An 18,238-nucleotide genomic window follows, 5' to 3' on the forward strand; every position below is an offset into this window, starting at 1 on the left:
AATTGCTTTTACACGAATTTTGATATAGCCAAAAACTATAACACAGATTTAATAGGCCTTGAGAGCAGAAATCAAAATCAAAAACTAGGACTTCTTATAAATATTTCCTATAACCCAAGCATCCCCAAAACCATTTTTGAGCGGATTTTAAGCGGATTTTTGAGCGGATTCTGCTAGAAGAACAGCCCCTAAAAACTAAAGAAGGCCTTCTCTACTGAGAAAGACCTGCTTTTATAAGGAAGTTCGTTCCTTAATTTTTTTCATTTGCTTCATTAGGCTAATTTGACACAGAAGGCATCCCAAGGGGCTAACTTGCCCGATTCGAGGACCTGCTCCACCTTGGTATTGGCAATGAGAACCTCTTCAACTCCATTGACAAGTGGTAAGTCTTGCTCTTGACTTGAGAGATTGACAACGACGAGGTAGGCTTGCACTCCTTCTACCCGCTTGTAAGCAAAAACCTTGTCTACTGCGTCCACCAATTCATAATCAGCCGTCACAAGCCAAGGATACTCTTTTCTCAAGGCCACCAGAGTTTGATAGGTATAGAAAATGGAGTCTGGATCTGCTAGAGCAGCCTCAACATTGATCTCTTTGTGGTTTGGGTTGACCGCAAGCCATGGTTGACCTGTCGTAAAGCCAGCTTCTGCCTCATCATTCCACTGCATCGGTGTCCGTGCATTGTCCCGACCAATATGGCGGATCTGATCCATGATCACTTCGAGTGGCACTCCTTTTTCTAAGGCTTCATGGGCATAGTTGATTGACTCGATATCTTCTACATCCTCGAGGGTCTGAAATGGATAATTGGTCATCCCGATTTCTTCTCCTTGATAGATATACGGAGTCCCCTTCATCAAGTGAAGCAGAATTGCTAAAGCCTTGGCAGATTTGACACGGTAGTCGCCATCATCCCCCCAAGTTGACACAATCCGTGGGAGATCGTGGTTGTTCCAAAAGAGGGAATTCCAGCCTTCGTCTTTTCCTAATTCCGTCTGCCACTTGGTGAAAATTTCTTTCAATTTTGGCACATCCAATTCCTTAGCGTAGTGCCATTTTGGTTGACCCGGTTGGTATTGAAGACCAATGTGTTCAAATTGGAAGACCATGGACAATTCTTGATTTTTTGGATTGGAATATTGCTTAGCAATCTCTGGAGTCGCTCCCCAAGTTTCTCCCACGGTGAGCAGATCCTTATCGCCAAAGGTAGCTTGATTCATTTCCTTCAAATAAGGATGGAGCATGGGACCATTGCTGATGATTTCCTGATCTGGGATCTTACCGATCATATCGATGACATCCATACGGAAGCCACCAATCCCCTTGTCAATCCAGAAATTCATCATGTCATAGATCTGATGACGAAGCTCCTCGTTTTCCCAGTTGAGGTCTGGTTGCTTCTTACTGAAGTTATGCAGGTAGTATTGGCCTGATGCTTCATCCAATTCCCAAGCAGAGCCACTAAAAGCAGAAATAATACCATTGGGCTCATTGCGCCAAATATAGAAATCCCGCTTTGGACTATCTGGATTTTCACGTGCTTCGATAAACCAAGCATGCTCATCAGAGGTATGGTTGACCACCAAGTCCATGATGATTTTGATCTTGCGTTTATGGCCTTCTGCGATCAATTCTTCCATATCTTCCATAGTCCCAAAGATGGAGGCAATATCCTCGTAATCCGAGATGTCATAGCCGTTATCATCCATGGGACTCTTGTAGACTGGTGAGAGCCAGATCGCTGTAATCCCTAATTTTTCCAAGTAGTCTAGCTTGCTCGTGATCCCCTTGAGATCCCCGATGCCATCGCCATTACTATCCTTGAAACTCTTTGGATAAACTTGGTAAATTACGGCATTATGCCACCATTTTTGTTCCATTTTTTTCTTCTCCTTTATGATTGTGAAATCACTTTCATCTTACAATAATAGGGGTGAAATTGCAAGAATTTACAAGTCTTCATTCTCTTCACTGGAATAAATCACTTCAAAGAGACGTTGACGCAAACCTTCCTCTAAAGGCGTAATGATCTTCATCAACTGTTTCCAATCCTTGGCTGTTGAACAAGTCGCAAATAATTCATTCTTTCTATCGTAGGCCAGGTTGGCAGATTTCAAGAGCTCAAACATCCGATCTTCTTTTGCGGTAGGACGCGATTGCAGCTCACCCATCGCAATCTCCTGACTGTGATTGTCCACTAAGATAGGGGCTGTCTCAAAGGTATGGAGGAAGAACCGGTGCTGTCTCTTTTCAGGAAGCAGCGTTCGATCACCTGTTACATCCAGCCTAATCTTTCTTTCATCCCAATTGACAGTTAGGCGGGTTTCAACCCTGTTATCTCCTTCTCCTTCGACGAGTACGAAGGAACGATTGTCACCTGGGAAAAGATGCCAGTCCAGCATTTCTGGGAGCTCTACCCCTGTCTGCGGTTGTGCATCCATAGGGATGATGGCTCCTGCACGCGCAAGGACCGGAATATCCTGGCTAGCTCTAAAGACTGTAAGCTTGCCTTTTCCTTCGTACTTCCAATCATGGAAGAAATCATACCAAACTCCGTCTGGGAACCAAACACTCACAGAAGCACTATGATAGACAGGATCCAGAGCCTCTGTAATTGGGGCCACCATGAGTTCACTACCAAAGAAATATTGATTTTTAGCCTCATAAGCCTCTTCTTCGTTTGGGTAATGGTAATAGAGAGGCTGAACCAAAGGCAGTCCTTCTTCATGCGTCGCCACATTCATGGTGTAAAGATAAGGCAGTAAGCTGTGACGCAGGCGCAAATACTGCTTCATCCAGCGACAGGTCTCAGGCGAGTAAAACCACGGTTCCTTGCTGTTAAAGGCATTACAAGAACTATGGAGACGATTGATCGGGCTAAAGACCCCAAATTGCAACCAGCGAAGAGCCAAATCTTCATCATAGTAACCCCGCATATGGCCACCAATATCGTGACTCCACCACGTATAACCGATATTTGAAGCTGTGCTGGTAAAATAGGGTTGAAAGGCTAGGGATTCCCAAGTCACAATGGTATCCCCTGAAAAACCGATCGGATACCGGTGGCTGCCAGGACCCCCATAACGCGATAAGATGAGACCAGCTTGGCCTTTTCGGCAATTGTCTAGATAATGATAGTGATTTAACAACCAAAGGGGATCCATCTTGCCATGACTTCCCTGTTGCCAATCAATCCACCAAAAGTCGACTCCTTGATTTTCCAAGGGATGGTGGACATCTTCGAAATAAGCTTCGCGAAAGGCTGGACTGTAAAAGTCAAAGCTAGCCGCTTCTTCTTTTTCCGCATCTAATCCCAAGCGTTTTGCAACCATAGGGTAAGCATCTTCGAAGGCGCGAATGCCATCTGCTGGATGGACATTTAAGGTCACCTTTAAACCACGCTCATGAAGACCATGTAAGAAGGCTGCTGGATCAGGAATCAAGTCCCGGTTCCAACTATAGCCCGTCCAACCACTTCCAAAGCGAGCAGGAATCGCTGTCTTATGCCAGTCCATATCGATCACACTGACAGCCAAAGGCACCCCTTCAGCTTTGAAACGATCCATTAAATCTGTGTACTCCTGACTGGTATAAGGCCAATACCGACTCCACCAGTTTCCCAGAGCATAACGTGGCAAGAGGGGTGGTTGTCCCGTCAGATGGTAAAAATCTTTCAAGGCCCCTAGATAATCGCGCCCATAACCGAAGAAATACAGATCCACTTCTGGACATGGCCGTGCTCTATATCCGCTTTCGACATCATACAAGTAGGAACTGGAATCGTCCAAAAGAGCATAACCGGCCTTGCTCAAGATCCCATCTTCCAACTCCATAGCTCCATCGACCTCGTCAAGCGTCCGACTGGTCCCTTTCAAGGTCTCAGGCTGATCTCCATAGTGCCACCGGCTACCATAGACTGCATACTGACCCTTGAGCTCGATAAAAAGCCGATCCGGTGTAAAAGGTCCCTTTTCAAAATGAAGGTGGAGATGCTCCGTATGCAGATCGAGGACCTCTTCTGTCTCTACGACCTCATAAGCAACAGGTCCAAAATCACGATTTTGCACAACTTGCGTCTGACCATCTTCAAAAACACCATCCTCTGAGTATTCCAAGCGAACCAAAGATTCCGTTAATACGGAGATTCGGTAGTTCTCTCCCTGTATCACTGATCCTGCCATTTGTCTTTCCTCCTCTTTTTATAGGGCATCTGACTGCCCGCTTTTTATCTGCTCCGCCTCTCCGTGTAGGCGTTTACGATTTTACTATAGCACTCAAAAAAAGGCCTGTCAACACCTGACAGAGCCTTTCCTAAAATTTTATAAGATCAACTTCCCCAATGGATCAAGAGATACATGAGACTCGATCCAAACATATCTGCCAAGGCATGCATGAGGAAAAATGGCAAGAGATTCTTGACGACCTTGAGGACGGACGTTAGGTGAAATTATCCAGTGGATGATTTCAGCAATCCAGGAAGCTCCATGACTAAATTAAGATACAGAGGGTGTCTGCGGAGTAAAAATTAAAAATCATATTTCTGCAGAATCATTTCACCTATTTTAGTTAAGAAATAGGTTATCAACATTCTGAGGCCGGGACAAAAGTCCTAGCCTCTTAATTGTTTTTGGATTGTTGAGCAAGACGCAGTGGTTGAGTGGGCTCTACTACACTGGTTTCATCAGCTTTTACAGCCCTACTTAACTGTGCGGAGGTGGGACGACGAAATCGAATTCTAACGAATGACCAATTTCTGTCCCACTCTCAATTACACGATTAGTCTAACAAGTCTTGGATTCTATCCAGATACTGGTTGTCTGTCACCGCCATCACGCGCACCCCTTCTGGCCAGATAAAGTCGGGAGCAATCTGAATATGAAGCGGTTGATCTTCCGCATCTCGATAACCAATAATGTTGAGATGGTACTCCTCTCTGACAGCCAAGTCCTGAAGGCTTTTTCCTACCCAGCTGGATGGAACCGTAAACTCGACTACTACCACTTCTTCATCCAACTGGAAAACTTCAATCCGGTGTTGGAAAAGAACCATTTTAGCGAGGGACATGCCTGCTTCTACCTCTGGCAGGATGACCAAATCAGCCCCAATCTTTTCCAGAATTTCTTTGGTCACTTCATTTTTGACCTTGGCAATGACGTGCTCGACACCTAGTGCCTTACAGTGCATGACAGCCAGCACACTGGACTCCAGGTTTTCACCCGTCGCGATCACGACTGTGTCACAGTTCCCAATATCTGCTGCATCCAAGAGGTCCAACTCCGTAATGTCTCCAACAATTCCAGTCGTAATCATGGATTCATATTGGTTGATCACATCTGCGTGATCATCAATCGCAACAATATCCACATCCTGGTCTTGCAGGGTTTTCAGGACACTCTGTCCAAAAATTCCTAATCCTAAAATTCCAATGGTACGATTTGCCATAAGTCTCTCCTATCCGATAATGATGTCTGCTTTAGCATATTGCAAGGCATCTGCCTTCTTAGCTTTGTAATTGTTCAAACTGACCATAAGGGTCAAGGGGCCGATCCGACCGATAAACATGAGGACCATGATAATGCCTAGTCCCGCCCCATTTAAGGTCGAGGTCACATTGGCTGTCACACCTACTGTCGCTAGAGCCGATACTGCCTCAAAGACCAGGTACAAAAAGCGTTGACCATCCGGAGTCACGAGACAAAGACCAAAGAGTCCAAGGAGAAAAGTCAACTGGAAAATCACTGCCGTCCCCAAAGAGCGTTGGACCAAGTCTGGTGCGATGGTGCGTTTACCCAGGTTGGTATGTGGCAAGCCGAGCAACTCTTTGCGCGCTAAGAGAATCAGCACCAAGAAGGTGGTGATCTTCATCCCTCCTGCTGTCCCGCCTGGTGCTCCTCCTAGGAACATCTGTAAGAGATAGATAAAGAGCGTCACTGGCCGGACTGCTGTATAATCTAGCGAAGCAAAACCAGCTGTCCGCATACTGACAGTTTGGAAGAAGCTGACCAAGATCTTCTCTCCTAATGGAAGGGACCCAATCGTTGCTGGATTATTAAACTCGGTCAAAAGACTAGTCACTGTCCCAAAGAGAAGGATCGCAGCTGTTAACCAGAGAACCACCTTGGTATGGAAGCGAAGAGTTCGCCGCCCTGATTGATTGCGGGCCTTGGTGGCTAGGTCAAACCAGACCATGAAGCCCAAGCCTCCGGTAATGATCAGAGCAGACAAGGTCAGATTGACCAACCAATCGGTCTGGAAACTCATCATACTATCGCCCCCAAAATTATCAAAGCCCGCATTACAAAAGGCCGAGACAGCAACAAAGATGGAGTTAAAGATCCCATGGCCCCAGCCAAAGCGAGGAATAAAGCGAGTCATGAGGAGCAAGGCCCCCAGTCCTTCGATGGTAAAGGTGGTAATAAAGATGGAGCGGACAAAACGGGCCAAACTCTGGTTATTGCTAAAACTAAAGCTATCCCGAATGGTCTGCCGATCCTTGTAACTGAGCTTTTGGCGACCTTCCATAAAGAAGAGACCGATAAAGGTCAAAATCCCTAATCCCCCAATCTGGATCAAGAGCATACAAATCAATTGCCCCCAGCCATTATAGGTCGAAGCCACCGACTGGGTAAAAAGCCCCGTCACACAAACCATAGAGACTGCTGTAAAGAGGTGATCGATATAGCCTGCTGTTGAGCTTACTTGCTGGACAAAGGGCAAACTCAGTAAGAGCGAGCCCATCAGGATAACCAAGGCAAAGCTGAGAAAGATCCGCCTTGCCGGAGACAGGCGAGTCAGTTTGGCTCGCCATTGTTTAAAATATGATTTCACTAACATAGCTTCATTGTATCATAAAAAGAGAATAGACCTACAAGTAATGAACCATTTCTAGGCATAATTCTAAGGCCTTCTCGAATGCTTCAGAGCCCCAGTCACGCTGGTCATAATTTTCCAGGTCTGCAAGAGAATCTGCGGTAAAGAGGAGCAAGCCCCAAACCGCCCCACGAAGTTGAGCCACTGCAGCAAGGGAGGCGCACTCCATCTCCACCACACTACACCCTTCTTCGATGCGATAGGCCACCTTGTCAGGTGTTTCCCTATAAAAACCGTCGGTCGACCAGGTCATGACCTCTTGATAAGGAATGGACGCTTGTTTGAGAACTGTTTCAATAGCAGTCAGGGCACGGCCGTCCACCTCTATATAACGGGAGGGCGCCACATAATGGTAACTGGCTCCCTCATCTCGCAAGGCCTTGGTAGGGATCAAGAAGGCATTTTCTTCTATGTCCACCAAGACCCCACAGCTACCTGCCGATATAATCTTCTTCACCCCATAGCCAATCAACCAATCCATGAATTGGGCAGCAGCTGCAGATCCAACTGGCGCTTGGGCCAAGCAGATTTCCTCTCCTTGGTGCTCCATAACATAGACCGGATAGACCTTGGTAGCTGAGACAAAGCTAGCTACTTGTTTGGCTCCAACAGCTTTGGCAAAGCGATCAATCTCATCCTCCAGGAAAGCATAAACACATTTTTCGGGTAGGTGCAGGTCTAACCCCTCATGGGTCGGCATAATGACTGCCTGCGGATTGTCGTCAAACTCTAAAATGGGTATTTCATGTTTATGGATCATTGTTTCTCCTTTTTGACGAGTATTTCTTTAATGACACGGGCTGGGTTTCCTGCAAGGACCACATTGTCTCCAAAGGACTTGGTGACCACTGCCCCAGCGCCAGCGACCACATTATCACCCAGCGTCACTCCAGGAAGGATAGTAACGCCTCCTCCTGCCCAGAAGTTGTCTCCTATCGTAATCGGAGCTCCGTACTCGAGACCAGAATTGCGCTCGTCTGGATCCAGTGGGTGCAAGGGCGTCAAAAATTGGCAATTGGGACCAATCATGGCATTATTGCCGATCGTAATGGGACAAATGTCCAACATGGTCAAATTGTAATTGGCATAGAAATTTTCTCCTAGATGGATGTTGACCCCATAATCCACAAGAACCTGACGATTGAGATAGAGGTTTTCACCGGTTGATCCAAACCACTCTTTGATGATAGCTGCCCCTTTTTTAGGATCCACCTCTTGGTTAAAAGCTTCTTGTTTCTCCCGAGAGGATTGGGCCAAAGCCCGTAATTCAGGGTCCGCAGGTCTATAGTAGTCACCCGCAATCATTTTTTCATATTCACTGGCCATAAGGAAACCTCCACGTTATTTTGACATATTATAGCAGAATTCCCCCTTTAAAACAAACGTCAGAATAAGGGTTTGCAAGAAAAAAGATCGTAAACACTTAAAAAAACTTAACAAAACTTGCATCCACTTACAAAATGGTGTACAATGAAGACAAGAACAGAAATAAGGAGCGAATTCATGTACCAGGAACAGCGACTCGAAAAAATATTAGAACTCTTAGAAGAGCGAAAACAGCTATCGGCTAAAGAAATGGTTGATTACTTTAAGGTTTCAAAAGATACTATTCGCAGAGACTTTGCCCTTCTTAGCCAACGCCAGCTGGTCCGCAGAACCCATGGTGGTCTCCTTCCCTTAAACAAAGAACCCGGCCCTTCTTATCTAGACCGTAGTCAGAAAGCCAACAAGGAAAAGACTGCCATGGCTCAAAAGGCCCTGCAATTGATCCAAGATGGACAAGTGATCTTTCTCGATGTTTCCACCTCGATGACCCTGCTTGCTGGTTTGCTTAATAAGGAAGTCACAATCTATTCGCATTCCCTTGACAATGCCATCCAGCTCAGTAGCCATTCCCAGGTTGACTTTCATCTTTTAGGAGGAAAATTCTACCCTAAAAACCGCTTCTACTATGACGCGAATCAAGCACAAATACTGGACAATCTTCGCTTTGATCTCGCTTTTTTTGGAGCGAGTAGCTTAGCCAATGGCGAAGTCACCTTTGAGGATGCTGAAGACGTTGCCGTCAAGTCTCTCGTTTTTGAACGAGCTCGTACCAAGATCCTTGTGGCAGAAAGCAGCAAGTTCTCCCAAAATGCCAACTACTATCTTGCTCGTCTCAAGCAATTTGATTATTGGATTACCGACCAAAAACCAAGCCCTGAAATCCTTAAACAAGTCGGCAACGAAACCACTATTCTCTATTAGGAGGTAATCTTTATGTCTCACATTCGTCTCATCATCAGCGATATCGATGGCACCATCTTAAATGACCACCATCAGATCGATCCACAGTTAGCATCATTGATCCCGGATTTAAAGCGTGAAAAGATTCCTTTCGTGCTGGCCTCTGCTCGCTCTCCAAAAGGGATGGCACCCATTGCCAAAGAGCTCGGCATAGAAGACTGTCCTATGGCCTGCTACAATGGAGCCTTGATCCAAAAAGGAGAGCAGGTTCTGTTTGAGCATCCCTTAGACAAGATTGAAGCCCGTCAATTTATTGATTGGGCCAACCAACACTTTCCTCAGGTTTCGATCAACCTCTATAGTGGAAAAGACTGGATGACCGATCATCTCGACCAATGGAGCCAAGAGGAGGCCCGGATTACAGGAGAAAAACCTATCATTCTTCCCCTATTGGATCCTTTACTGGATGCGACAAAGCCCCTCCACAAATTGCTCTTAATTGGGGAAGCAGAAGAGATCCAAGCCCTCTATCGTGCTATTTCTACCGACGACTTCCCTTCTACCGCCTTTTATCTCTCCAAAGCCAACTACCTAGAAGTCACGGCTAAGCACGGCTCTAAAGAGGATGCTCTGGTTGAACTCGCCAACCACTACCACTTGATCTTAGAAGAAGTCCTCACCATGGGGGACAACTTCAATGACCTTCCTATGCTCAAAAAAGCAGGCATCGGGGTCGCTATGGGCAACGCTCCTCAAGAGGTGAAAGACGGAGCAGCAGTCGTGACAAAGACCAACAATGAAAACGGGGCTGGGCAAGCGGTTGAAACCTATGTGTTGATTTAGTCATCCGTTTAAAAAGGACGTCGAGTATAATACCCGACGTCCTTTTATAGATCTATTGACGAATGTATAGCACTAAAACTACACCATTTTCATATAAATGCTATCCCAACAATGTCTGCAGAATTGGAACCACAATCACAAATAAGACTGTGCTGAGAGTGACCACATTCGTTGAAAACTCAACATCACCTTTACCTTGATTGGCAAGGATAGGAAGAACTGCCAAGGCTGGTGTTGCTGATTGAATCATAAAGGTTCTAAATTCTGGTGCCACCATATTTGGAGAGAAGAACTTCAGAACCAAGAGCATGATGACCGGTGCAAGAATAAAACGACCAACCAGTGTGATAATGGTATCTTTATCAAAGCGAATCGTCTTAAGTCCTGCCTTAGCTAGGACGATACCGATATAGACAAGAGATAAGGGCGTTGTTAAACTACCAATATAAGTCAAGGTACTTTCCGCAAAACTTGGAACAGGAATACGCAACACCAAAAAGACGAGGGCTACGAGAAAACCTAATAAAGGAGCTGGGAAAAGCTTCTTCCAATTAAATGTTTGAGCCTGTTTTGAAGCCCCTTCTTTACTATCAGAAGTCATCAGATAGACACCTAATGTCCAAGTAGATACTGTATTTGTAATATAATAAACCAAGAAGTAAGGAAGGGCTTGATTTCCAAACAAAGCGATATTTAAAGGCAAACCAATAAATATGGTATTGGCATTAACAAAGGTATTAATCATAGTCCCTCGACGACCTGGGCGCACTTTAAAAACTTTCACTGCGATAAAGGCCGCTAGGTAACCAAGAATGAAGGCGATAAACGTGTACAACAAACCGCCAGACAAGCTAATCAGCTTATCTAAAGTTAAATATTTAAGAACAGAGGTGAAAATTGCAACAGGCATGGCCACGTTCATAATGAGCTTAGACAAGTCATTTCCGAAACTCTCTTGGAACCAACCGCGGACTTGCAAGAAATAACCAAGAATGATGATGACGATAATGGGTACAATACTCTGAATTGACGTTAAAAAGATTTCCATAGTCTCCCTTTCTATCTAACAAGACATACACAAAAGGTGTACGAGGCATCCCGTCGCACTCGTACACCCCATTCCCATTTACTTATTTATATTCTGGGTACCATTTCAAATCACGGACCGCTTTAGCCATATCTGTTTCTTGAGCACGCGCAAGACCTTGTTCTTGCGCTTTTTTAGCAACTGCTTCTGCTACTTTGATAGACACATCAGCTACATACTTGAATGGAGGTAAGACTGGTGCTCCTGGTTCGCCTGGATTGACAATACCACTCAATGAATGTGCGGCAGCTCCAATCATTTCATCCGTCAACAGACTCGCTTCAGAAGCCAGCATACCAAGTCCAAGACCTGGATAAATCAGTGCGTTATTCGCTTGACCAATCACGTAGTCCACACCTTTATAGGAAACTGTACCAGCTGGAATTCCTGTTGCAACAAATGCTTTTCCGTCTGACCATTCGATCAAATCTTTGGCACTTGCTTCAGCTAGTTTGGTTGGGTTTGACAATGGGAAAATGATAGGACGTTCAGTGTTTTCACACATAGCTTCTACAATTTCTTTTGTGAAAGTATTTGGCTGAGTTGAAGTTCCCACAAGAATGGTTGGTTTAACCGTCTTCACTACTTCAAGAAGGTCCGTCAACTGATCTGCATTGGCAAAATCAGAACGTTTCTTAGCAAATGGTTTTTGTTGCGGCGTTAAGTCATCCATATCATCAAAAAGGAGACCTTGTTTGTCGACCATAAAGAAGCGTTTATAAGCTTCTTCTTCAGGCAGACCTTCACTAACCATTTCACGAAGGACACGAGAAGCAATCCCTGCACCAGCAGTCCCACCACCATAGCAGAGATAAACTTGATCCGTTAATTTTTCACCTGTAATATCCAATGCCCCAAAGATCCCACCAAGGGTTACAATACCAGTTCCTTGGATATCATCGTTAAAGGTTGGGATTTGTTTTCGATATTTTTCAAGGATGTTGGCAGCATTTAAGCGACCGAAATCTTCCCAGTGAAGGTAGAGTTTAGGGAAAAGACGTTCTGCAGTTTGGACAAATTGATCGATAAAATCATAGTAACGATCACCACGCACACGTTCGTGGCGATTTCCCAAGTAATTAGGATTGTTACGAAGTTCTTCACGATTGGTACCTGCGTCAATGACCAAAGGAAGTACCATTGAAGGATCAATTCCTGCAGCTCCAGTATAGACCATCAGTTTCCCAACAGAAATATCGACACCATTTGTACCCCAGTCACCAATACCGAGAATACCTTCTGCATCTGTCACAACAATAAGACGAATTTCACGATCACCCGCTGCATTTTTCAAAGTCGCTTCGATATTTTCAGGGTGATTGATGTCAAGATAGGCCGCATATTGTGGGTCTACAAAAAGATCGCTATAGCCTTCGATGGTATCGGCAATAGTTGGATCATAAACAATGGGATTAAACTCTTCCAAATGTTGAGCAAATAGGTAGTAAAATAGAGTACGATTTGTATTAAAAATTTCCATTAGGAACAAACGTTTTTCCAAATCATTAACCTTTGTTTGCATTTGCGCATAAGTTTGCGCTGCTTGTTCTTCAATGGTTTGAACGTAAGGTGGTAGGAGGCCAATGAGACCTAGTTGCTTACGTTCCTCTAAAGTAAAGGCAGTTCCTTTATTGAGGAAAGGGTTGTTTAAAATATCATGTGCAGTCATCATGTGACCTCCTTATTAGTTTAATTTATTATACCACTTATTTGCATTAAATGACACTTTGTTCTATATATGATACAATATGAATGAATCACTCAATGAAAGTTCAGGCGATACAACCGAAAATGATGCGATTTCAATAGATAACAAAATAATAGGTTTATCCATCACTTCCTAGATAGTCACGGTCATCTCTTAAAAAAGCCTGTTCCTTTCCACCTTTTAGAAGGTTATTCTCATCAAAAGATCCACTGTTTTCAGGTACTCTTTTTTCCACTTATGATGATCAATACCTATAAAAACCATAGATAATAAATCTAAAATATGTTTGTTATAAAATACTTTGTTTTGTTTAAGGTGTTATTTTTGTCATTTAAAACTTGTATTCTGGTTACATGAAAACAAAACATTATTTACAACGGTATATAGCGCAAAAGGTCAAATATTTGCGAAAAAAACAAAACATGAGTCAAGAGGAGCTATCGGAACGGGCAGATCTTGGATTAAAATACATCAATCAATTGGAAAATCAAAACGTGAATCTGACCATTCACAGTCTTGAAAAAGTCATTGCTGCTCTTGAGTTAACGCCTGAAGAATTCTTCAATTTTAATTCACTCGAAGTGTCTTCAGATTCTACCGACAGCCTTTCACTTAAGAGAGTAAATATGAAAATTAAGCAACTTCCAGTTGGAAAAAGGGAGAAGATCCTAACGATTTTCGAAGATCTTTTAGATAGCCTTTAATGGTCCTCTGACTCACCTCAGATTGTAACAAACAAAAAATCATATAGTCAAATTAGCTATCACGGATAATTTTTGCTTATCCATGTCTGTCTATTTAGAAGAGGGAGCCCAATGAATCTTAAGGACTTTTATTATTTTCTTGATCTTAGTCAACAGCAATCCTTTACTGGGGTTGCCCAAAAACACGGGATCAGTCAACCATCCGTTTCCTATGCGGTTAAACGACTAGAAAAGGAATTTCACTGCCCATTAATCGCGCACGATCCTTCTCACCGTACTTTCAAATTAACGCCCCAAGGAGAAATCTTGCTACGACATATTCATAAGATCTTACCTGAGATCCAAGGGGCTAAAAAAGAGATCCTCCGGAGTCTTTCTCAATTCAATACGATTGGTTTCCCACCAATCATCATTGACTATCTTGTCCGAAAACAACCCGCCTTTATCAGTAATGTTGCAGCTCTTCAAAGTATCCATCCTGTCCAAGAAGGGTCTGTTGAACTTTTAGAAATGCTTTCCAAAGGAGAACTAGATACTAGTTTTTTAGGGAGTTTAGAACCGATTAAAGATCATCGCTTCCAGGTAAGAGAAATGGCCAAACGAGATCTCTTCTATATCCTTCATCACAACCATCCACTAGCCTCAAAAAAAGTATTACAATTTTCAGACGTCATCGATGAAGATTTTATCATTCCAGATGAGCACTTTGTTCATTTAAAAGCCTTTGAACAGTTGAATGAGCGCTATCACCATGAGGCTACGCCCTTCTTTCAGACGGATGATATTCAGCTTCTAAAACAACTCCTTCGTAAACAAGTGGGGATCAGTTTACTAGCAGATCTTGCACTAACAGATGGTGAAGAAGAACTGATCGCAATTCCGATGGCAGAAAATGAACGGATTAGTTTTTACGTTTCACTAGTTGAACCGAAGGAAAGTAATCTCAAACCGGAGGTCATCCAATTCTTTGAAAAATTACTAAACTAGTCGTAGTCTTTGTTCTTAGTGCTAATGCAGAAACATAAAAAAAGTGACTAGCTAGTATTTTTTACGACTAAAAAAAATAGTAGAAATGCCGATAAAATAAGGATTCCTGCAAATTTGTGGGAATCCTATTTTCTTTTATACACTTTGTATATTTAAATTATTTTGTGTATATTTTTCTTGTTAGGCTTTTTATTAATAATTAGGGATATAAAAGTAGACAAAACCCTTGATTATTATACCGTTGACAAGTTTTTCAAAAACCTGTATGATAGAAAAAAGTTTATTAAAAAGGGGACGTATTTTGAAAAAATATACTATTTCACGTAAACAAACTTTAACTTTAGCTTCCGTTGTTTTAGGAACTGTCTTCACAGGAACAACTATTGCTTCTGCTGATGACGTTGCACCTGCAACAACCCAAGCTACTCCTGCAGCTACTACAGCAGCAAAATCGCCTATCACGGCTGCAACCGAAGAAATCAACGCCAAAGCCAATACACCAGTTGTTCCTGTTGATAAAGCAAAAACTGGGGATGTTATCGCTGTGGACGTTAAAAAAACTGGCCCATCTGCTAAAACAGACGGTGCAGATACAACCACTACCTCAACAGCAACCATCAAAACGACTAGCTTAGCAGATCAAGACACACCTGTTGGCACTTCAAAACCAGTCTCTTCTACCAAGACAGCTACATCCACTAAAGAAACAGCTGACTACACTGAGACAACAACTGAAACAGTCAATAAAACAACTGTGGTCGAAGTTACAAAAGAAGCCGATATCGTCAATAAAAAAGAAGTTCAAGGAACATCCGACATCGTCTTTGTCATCGACAAATCAACTTCAATGGATTCTCACATCAGGGATACGATGAAGAATGTCGAGACCTTCGTTCGCAATCTATCGGCAAAAAATATTCAAGCTCGTTTAGGATTGGTTGAATACGAAAGAGCTAGTGAAGTTAAATACCATGATTTCAATGGATCTAAGTTCACAAGTGATACAGAAAGTTTCATTTCTGCTTTGAAAACCATTAAAACTAAAGGCTACTATGAAAATGCTACTGTTCCATTGCATCATATCGCTACTTCAGGAGACTACAACTGGGGGACTGGGGCAAACAACCATCGCTTTGCTTTCTTGATTACAGATGAGGACATTGATCTTACAAAGGATACACCAACAAAAGAAGCGACACTGAAAGCCCTTAAAGATGCTGGTATCTCTTTGACAGTGGTTGGTGAAACACGTGAAAAAAAAGACTTTGATCCATTGGTCAATGGAACAAATGGTCTCTACTTAGATATCGACAAAAACTTTGCTAACTTGTTGAACGTTCAATTTGCCAATAAAGTCGTTGAAACTGTCCAAAAAGGTCGTGTCTTCAAAGTCCAAACAGACAAGTATGAGTTGATCTCAAAAACTCATCGTGTGGCGAAAGTAAAACCACAAACTCCTAGCATCCAAACGCCTGCAACACCGACTCCTACTCCTCAAAAACCGGCTGTTGTAACCCCTGCGAAACCGACTGTATTCACACCTGCTAAAAACGAGCCTGCCAAAACAGCAGTCTATATCGCACCTGCAGCTCTTCCTCAAAAAGAAGCAAGTCTTCCAAATACAGGAAGCAAGACCTCAATTGCCTTGACAACTCTTGGCCTTGGTCTTCTTAGCATGAGTGCTGCCTTTGGCCTCTCTCGTAAAACAAAGAAAGACTAACATGAAAAGCCTAATCAAATGATTAGGCCTTTTTCAATCTCTATTCCAAAAACTCTACCATCCATTGCTCTAAACAGTCCATAAATCGTTGAACAGCTGGAGATACTTTTTCTTTTTTAGGGAGGGCCATCCCAAGAGAAACAAAGCGTTTCGGACTGAGCGGAACTTGCACCACTTCTTCTTTCCAGTCTCTTGCGATCATCGCTTGGTTAAAGCTGACTCCTAGACCAACCTTGACCATCTGATAGGTCGTAAAGCCGTCTTTTGTTGTGAATCGTGTCTGCAGATTAAGGCCTTCTTGCTTGATTAAACGGTCTTGGTCTGTATCTTGACCAGGTAAGGTGTGGATAAAATCTTCTGTTTCCAGATCTTTAATTTTGTAAGTCTTTTGTTCGGCCTTGGGATGATTTTTCGGCAACCAAGCCACCAAGGGGTCTCGATACAATTCTTTCCAGCTGTACTCTCCACTATCCTGAGGCTCCGCGCACAGACAAATATCGACAGATTTCTCAGCTAGCCACTTGGCAATCTCCTTATTTCCACCTTCTAACAGAGTAATCTGAATGGATGGATAGGTTTCGGAAAATGCTTTTAAGAGGCTAGGCATCCACATGGAGGACACGCTAAAGTAGCAGCCAATTGTGATGGAACCTCTGACTAAGCCCTTGATTTCCTCACTGACTTCGACCGCCACCTGATTGGCATCGACAATCTCTCTAAAATAAGGCAACATCAATTGCCCATTTTCCGTTAAGCGAACGCCCTTTTTGTTGCGGATGAAAATTGGAAAGTCCAACTTTTCCTCTAAACTCGAGATCATCCTTGTAATCCCTGACTGGGTATAGTTCAGCTGTTCAGCTGCGGCTGAAAAAGAGCCGGTCTCACTCGCTACTAAAACAGCTTGGCATTTACTGGCATCCATAAACTTCTCCTCCTTATCTATTCCATTATATCATAGATAAGATGAGTTTTTGCCGTTTGTGTAATATCAAAAATTATTTTAAACTAATAGCATCAATAAAGAAAGAGAAGCAACCAAATGAAAACACAACTGAATTTCGCCAACGACTATTTACAAGGAGCACATCCTAACATCCTTAAGCGGATGATGGAAACCAACCAAGTGGAAATGACAGGTTATGGGACAGACCCGATTACTGAGAGTGCCATTGAACGGATTCGAGAGGCTTGTGACTGTCCCCAAGCAGAAGTTCGCTTTCTTATGGGCGGGACCCAAACCAATCAAATCATGATTGATAGCCTCCTTCAATCTTATCAAGGGGTGATCGCAGCGAAAACTGGGCATGTCAGTGTGCACGAGGCTGGGGCTATCGAGTTTGGCGGCCACAAGGTTCTAGAACTCGATACAGCAGACGGAAAATTGACCGCCCAACAAATCAAAGAAATCATTGAAGAGTACTGGGCAGATGGCAATCACGAACACATGGTCATGCCCGGCATGGTCTACATCTCACAACCGACTGAGCTTGGAACCCTCTATAGCAAATCTGAATTGGAAGCCATTGCTCACGTCTGCAAAGAGCACGAGCTCAAACTCTTTGTCGATGGAGCACGCCTGGCCTATGCTCTGGCTTGTCCTGAAAATGATGTGACTCTAGCCGACCTCGCCCAGCTCTGTGATGCTTTTTACATCGGTGGCACCAAGTGCGGGGCCATGTTTGGAGAGGCGGTAGTCATTCCCAATCCTCGTCTTCTGCCTCATATGACCACCATCATCAAGCAACACGGTGCTCTCTTAGCTAAAGGCAGATTGTTAGGCATCCAATTTGACGAATTGTTCAAGGATCATTTATATGACACTATCGGCAAAGATGCGATTACTGATGCCAATCAGATCCGTCAAGCTTGTAAAAGAGCAGGACTCCCTCTCTATTTTGAAAATCCTACCAACCAGATCTTTTGCTTGGTGACCAAAGAGCAGATGGAAAAACTTTCTGAGAAAGCGGTCTTCTCCTTCTGGGAAAAGTATGATGACGAACTGACCGTCATTCGTTTTGCGACCTCCTGGTCCACTCGAAAGGAAGATGTAGAGGCGCTCTGCCAGGTGATTGAGTCACTCTAGGGCTTGAAGG

The 18,238-nt window shown here is 43.6% G+C and carries 15 protein-coding genes and 1 pseudogene; 6 read left to right on the forward strand and 10 right to left on the reverse strand.

Annotated elements, in window-relative coordinates; all coding sequences use genetic code 11:
* Nucleotides 1–272: 272 nt before the first annotated feature.
* From HMPREF2918_RS09740 to HMPREF2918_RS09765, 7 genes and pseudogenes are all read right to left on the reverse strand, one after another.
* Nucleotides 273–1,880: an alpha-glucosidase gene (locus HMPREF2918_RS09740; protein ID WP_070588689.1), complete on the reverse strand. Its 1,608-nt coding sequence runs from the start codon at nt 1,878–1,880 to the stop codon at nt 273–275.
* A gap of 69 nt (nt 1,881–1,949) precedes the next feature.
* On the reverse strand, nt 1,950–4,181 hold the full coding sequence (locus tag HMPREF2918_RS09745; RefSeq protein WP_070595446.1) for a glycoside hydrolase family 31 protein: 2,232 nt from the start codon (nt 4,179–4,181) through the stop codon (nt 1,950–1,952).
* A gap of 146 nt (nt 4,182–4,327) precedes the next feature.
* A pseudogene (locus tag HMPREF2918_RS11715) lies at nt 4,328–4,423 on the reverse strand (CPBP family intramembrane glutamate endopeptidase); the annotation flags it as partial.
* Between the two features lie 353 nt (nt 4,424–4,776).
* On the reverse strand, nt 4,777–5,442 hold the full coding sequence (locus HMPREF2918_RS09750; protein ID WP_023919047.1) for a potassium channel family protein: 666 nt from the start codon (nt 5,440–5,442) through the stop codon (nt 4,777–4,779).
* A gap of 9 nt (nt 5,443–5,451) precedes the next feature.
* Nucleotides 5,452–6,834: a TrkH family potassium uptake protein gene (locus HMPREF2918_RS09755; protein WP_070588687.1), complete on the reverse strand. Its 1,383-nt coding sequence runs from the start codon at nt 6,832–6,834 to the stop codon at nt 5,452–5,454.
* Between the two features lie 31 nt (nt 6,835–6,865).
* Nucleotides 6,866–7,630 carry a nucleoside phosphorylase gene (locus HMPREF2918_RS09760; protein ID WP_070588686.1) on the reverse strand — a complete coding sequence of 255 codons (765 nt, stop codon included), beginning with the start codon at nt 7,628–7,630 and terminating at the stop codon, nt 6,866–6,868.
* A complete protein-coding gene (locus HMPREF2918_RS09765; RefSeq protein ID WP_031574556.1) occupies nt 7,627–8,196 on the reverse strand; it encodes a sugar O-acetyltransferase in 570 nt (189 codons plus the stop codon). The genes HMPREF2918_RS09760 and HMPREF2918_RS09765 overlap by 4 nt, the downstream gene beginning before the upstream one ends.
* Nucleotides 8,197–8,373: 177 nt before the next feature.
* Between HMPREF2918_RS09765 and HMPREF2918_RS09770 the strand changes: the two genes are divergently transcribed.
* Both HMPREF2918_RS09770 and HMPREF2918_RS09775 read left to right on the forward strand, forming a co-directional pair.
* Nucleotides 8,374–9,117: a DeoR/GlpR family DNA-binding transcription regulator gene (locus HMPREF2918_RS09770; RefSeq protein ID WP_070588684.1), complete on the forward strand. Its 744-nt coding sequence runs from the start codon at nt 8,374–8,376 to the stop codon at nt 9,115–9,117.
* A gap of 12 nt (nt 9,118–9,129) precedes the next feature.
* On the forward strand, nt 9,130–9,939 hold the full coding sequence (locus HMPREF2918_RS09775; RefSeq protein ID WP_070595448.1) for a Cof-type HAD-IIB family hydrolase: 810 nt from the start codon (nt 9,130–9,132) through the stop codon (nt 9,937–9,939).
* A gap of 100 nt (nt 9,940–10,039) precedes the next feature.
* Here HMPREF2918_RS09775 and HMPREF2918_RS09780 read toward each other — a convergent pair whose 3' ends face one another.
* Complete coding sequence (locus HMPREF2918_RS09780; protein ID WP_049506358.1) at nt 10,040–10,987, reverse strand: AEC family transporter; 948 nt, start codon at nt 10,985–10,987, stop codon at nt 10,040–10,042.
* 82 nt (nt 10,988–11,069) lie between these two features.
* Nucleotides 11,070–12,695 (reverse strand): malolactic enzyme, encoded by a 1,626-nt coding sequence (locus tag HMPREF2918_RS09785; protein ID WP_070466726.1) that lies wholly within the window; start codon nt 12,693–12,695, stop codon nt 11,070–11,072.
* Between the two features lie 392 nt (nt 12,696–13,087).
* On the opposite strand from HMPREF2918_RS09785, the gene HMPREF2918_RS09790 reads away from it, so the two are divergent.
* The 3 genes from HMPREF2918_RS09790 to HMPREF2918_RS09800 all read left to right on the forward strand — a co-directional run bounded on the left by HMPREF2918_RS09790 (nt 13,088) and on the right by HMPREF2918_RS09800 (nt 16,145).
* Nucleotides 13,088–13,438, forward strand: a complete 351-nt coding sequence (locus HMPREF2918_RS09790) for a helix-turn-helix domain-containing protein (RefSeq protein ID WP_070595451.1) — start codon at nt 13,088–13,090, stop codon at nt 13,436–13,438.
* Between the two features lie 111 nt (nt 13,439–13,549).
* Nucleotides 13,550–14,425 (forward strand): LysR family transcriptional regulator, encoded by an 876-nt coding sequence (locus tag HMPREF2918_RS09795; protein ID WP_070595454.1) that lies wholly within the window; start codon nt 13,550–13,552, stop codon nt 14,423–14,425.
* Nucleotides 14,426–14,726: 301 nt separating this feature from the next.
* Nucleotides 14,727–16,145, forward strand: coding sequence for a VWA domain-containing protein (locus tag HMPREF2918_RS09800; RefSeq protein WP_238676484.1), 1,419 nt, complete (start codon nt 14,727–14,729; stop codon nt 16,143–16,145).
* Between the two features lie 40 nt (nt 16,146–16,185).
* Here the strand turns inward: HMPREF2918_RS09800 and HMPREF2918_RS09805 are convergent, their stop codons facing one another.
* Nucleotides 16,186–17,067, reverse strand: a complete 882-nt coding sequence (locus HMPREF2918_RS09805; protein WP_070595458.1) for a LysR family transcriptional regulator — start codon at nt 17,065–17,067, stop codon at nt 16,186–16,188.
* Between the two features lie 117 nt (nt 17,068–17,184).
* Here HMPREF2918_RS09805 and HMPREF2918_RS09810 point away from each other — a divergent pair, with 117 nt between their 5' ends.
* Nucleotides 17,185–18,228 (forward strand): threonine aldolase family protein, encoded by a 1,044-nt coding sequence (locus HMPREF2918_RS09810; protein ID WP_070595460.1) that lies wholly within the window; start codon nt 17,185–17,187, stop codon nt 18,226–18,228.
* Nucleotides 18,229–18,238 lie beyond the last annotated feature (10 nt).

It is taken from the genome of Streptococcus sp. HMSC065C01 (assembly GCF_001813525.1).
GTDB lineage: Bacteria > Bacillota > Bacilli > Lactobacillales > Streptococcaceae > Streptococcus > Streptococcus parasanguinis_V.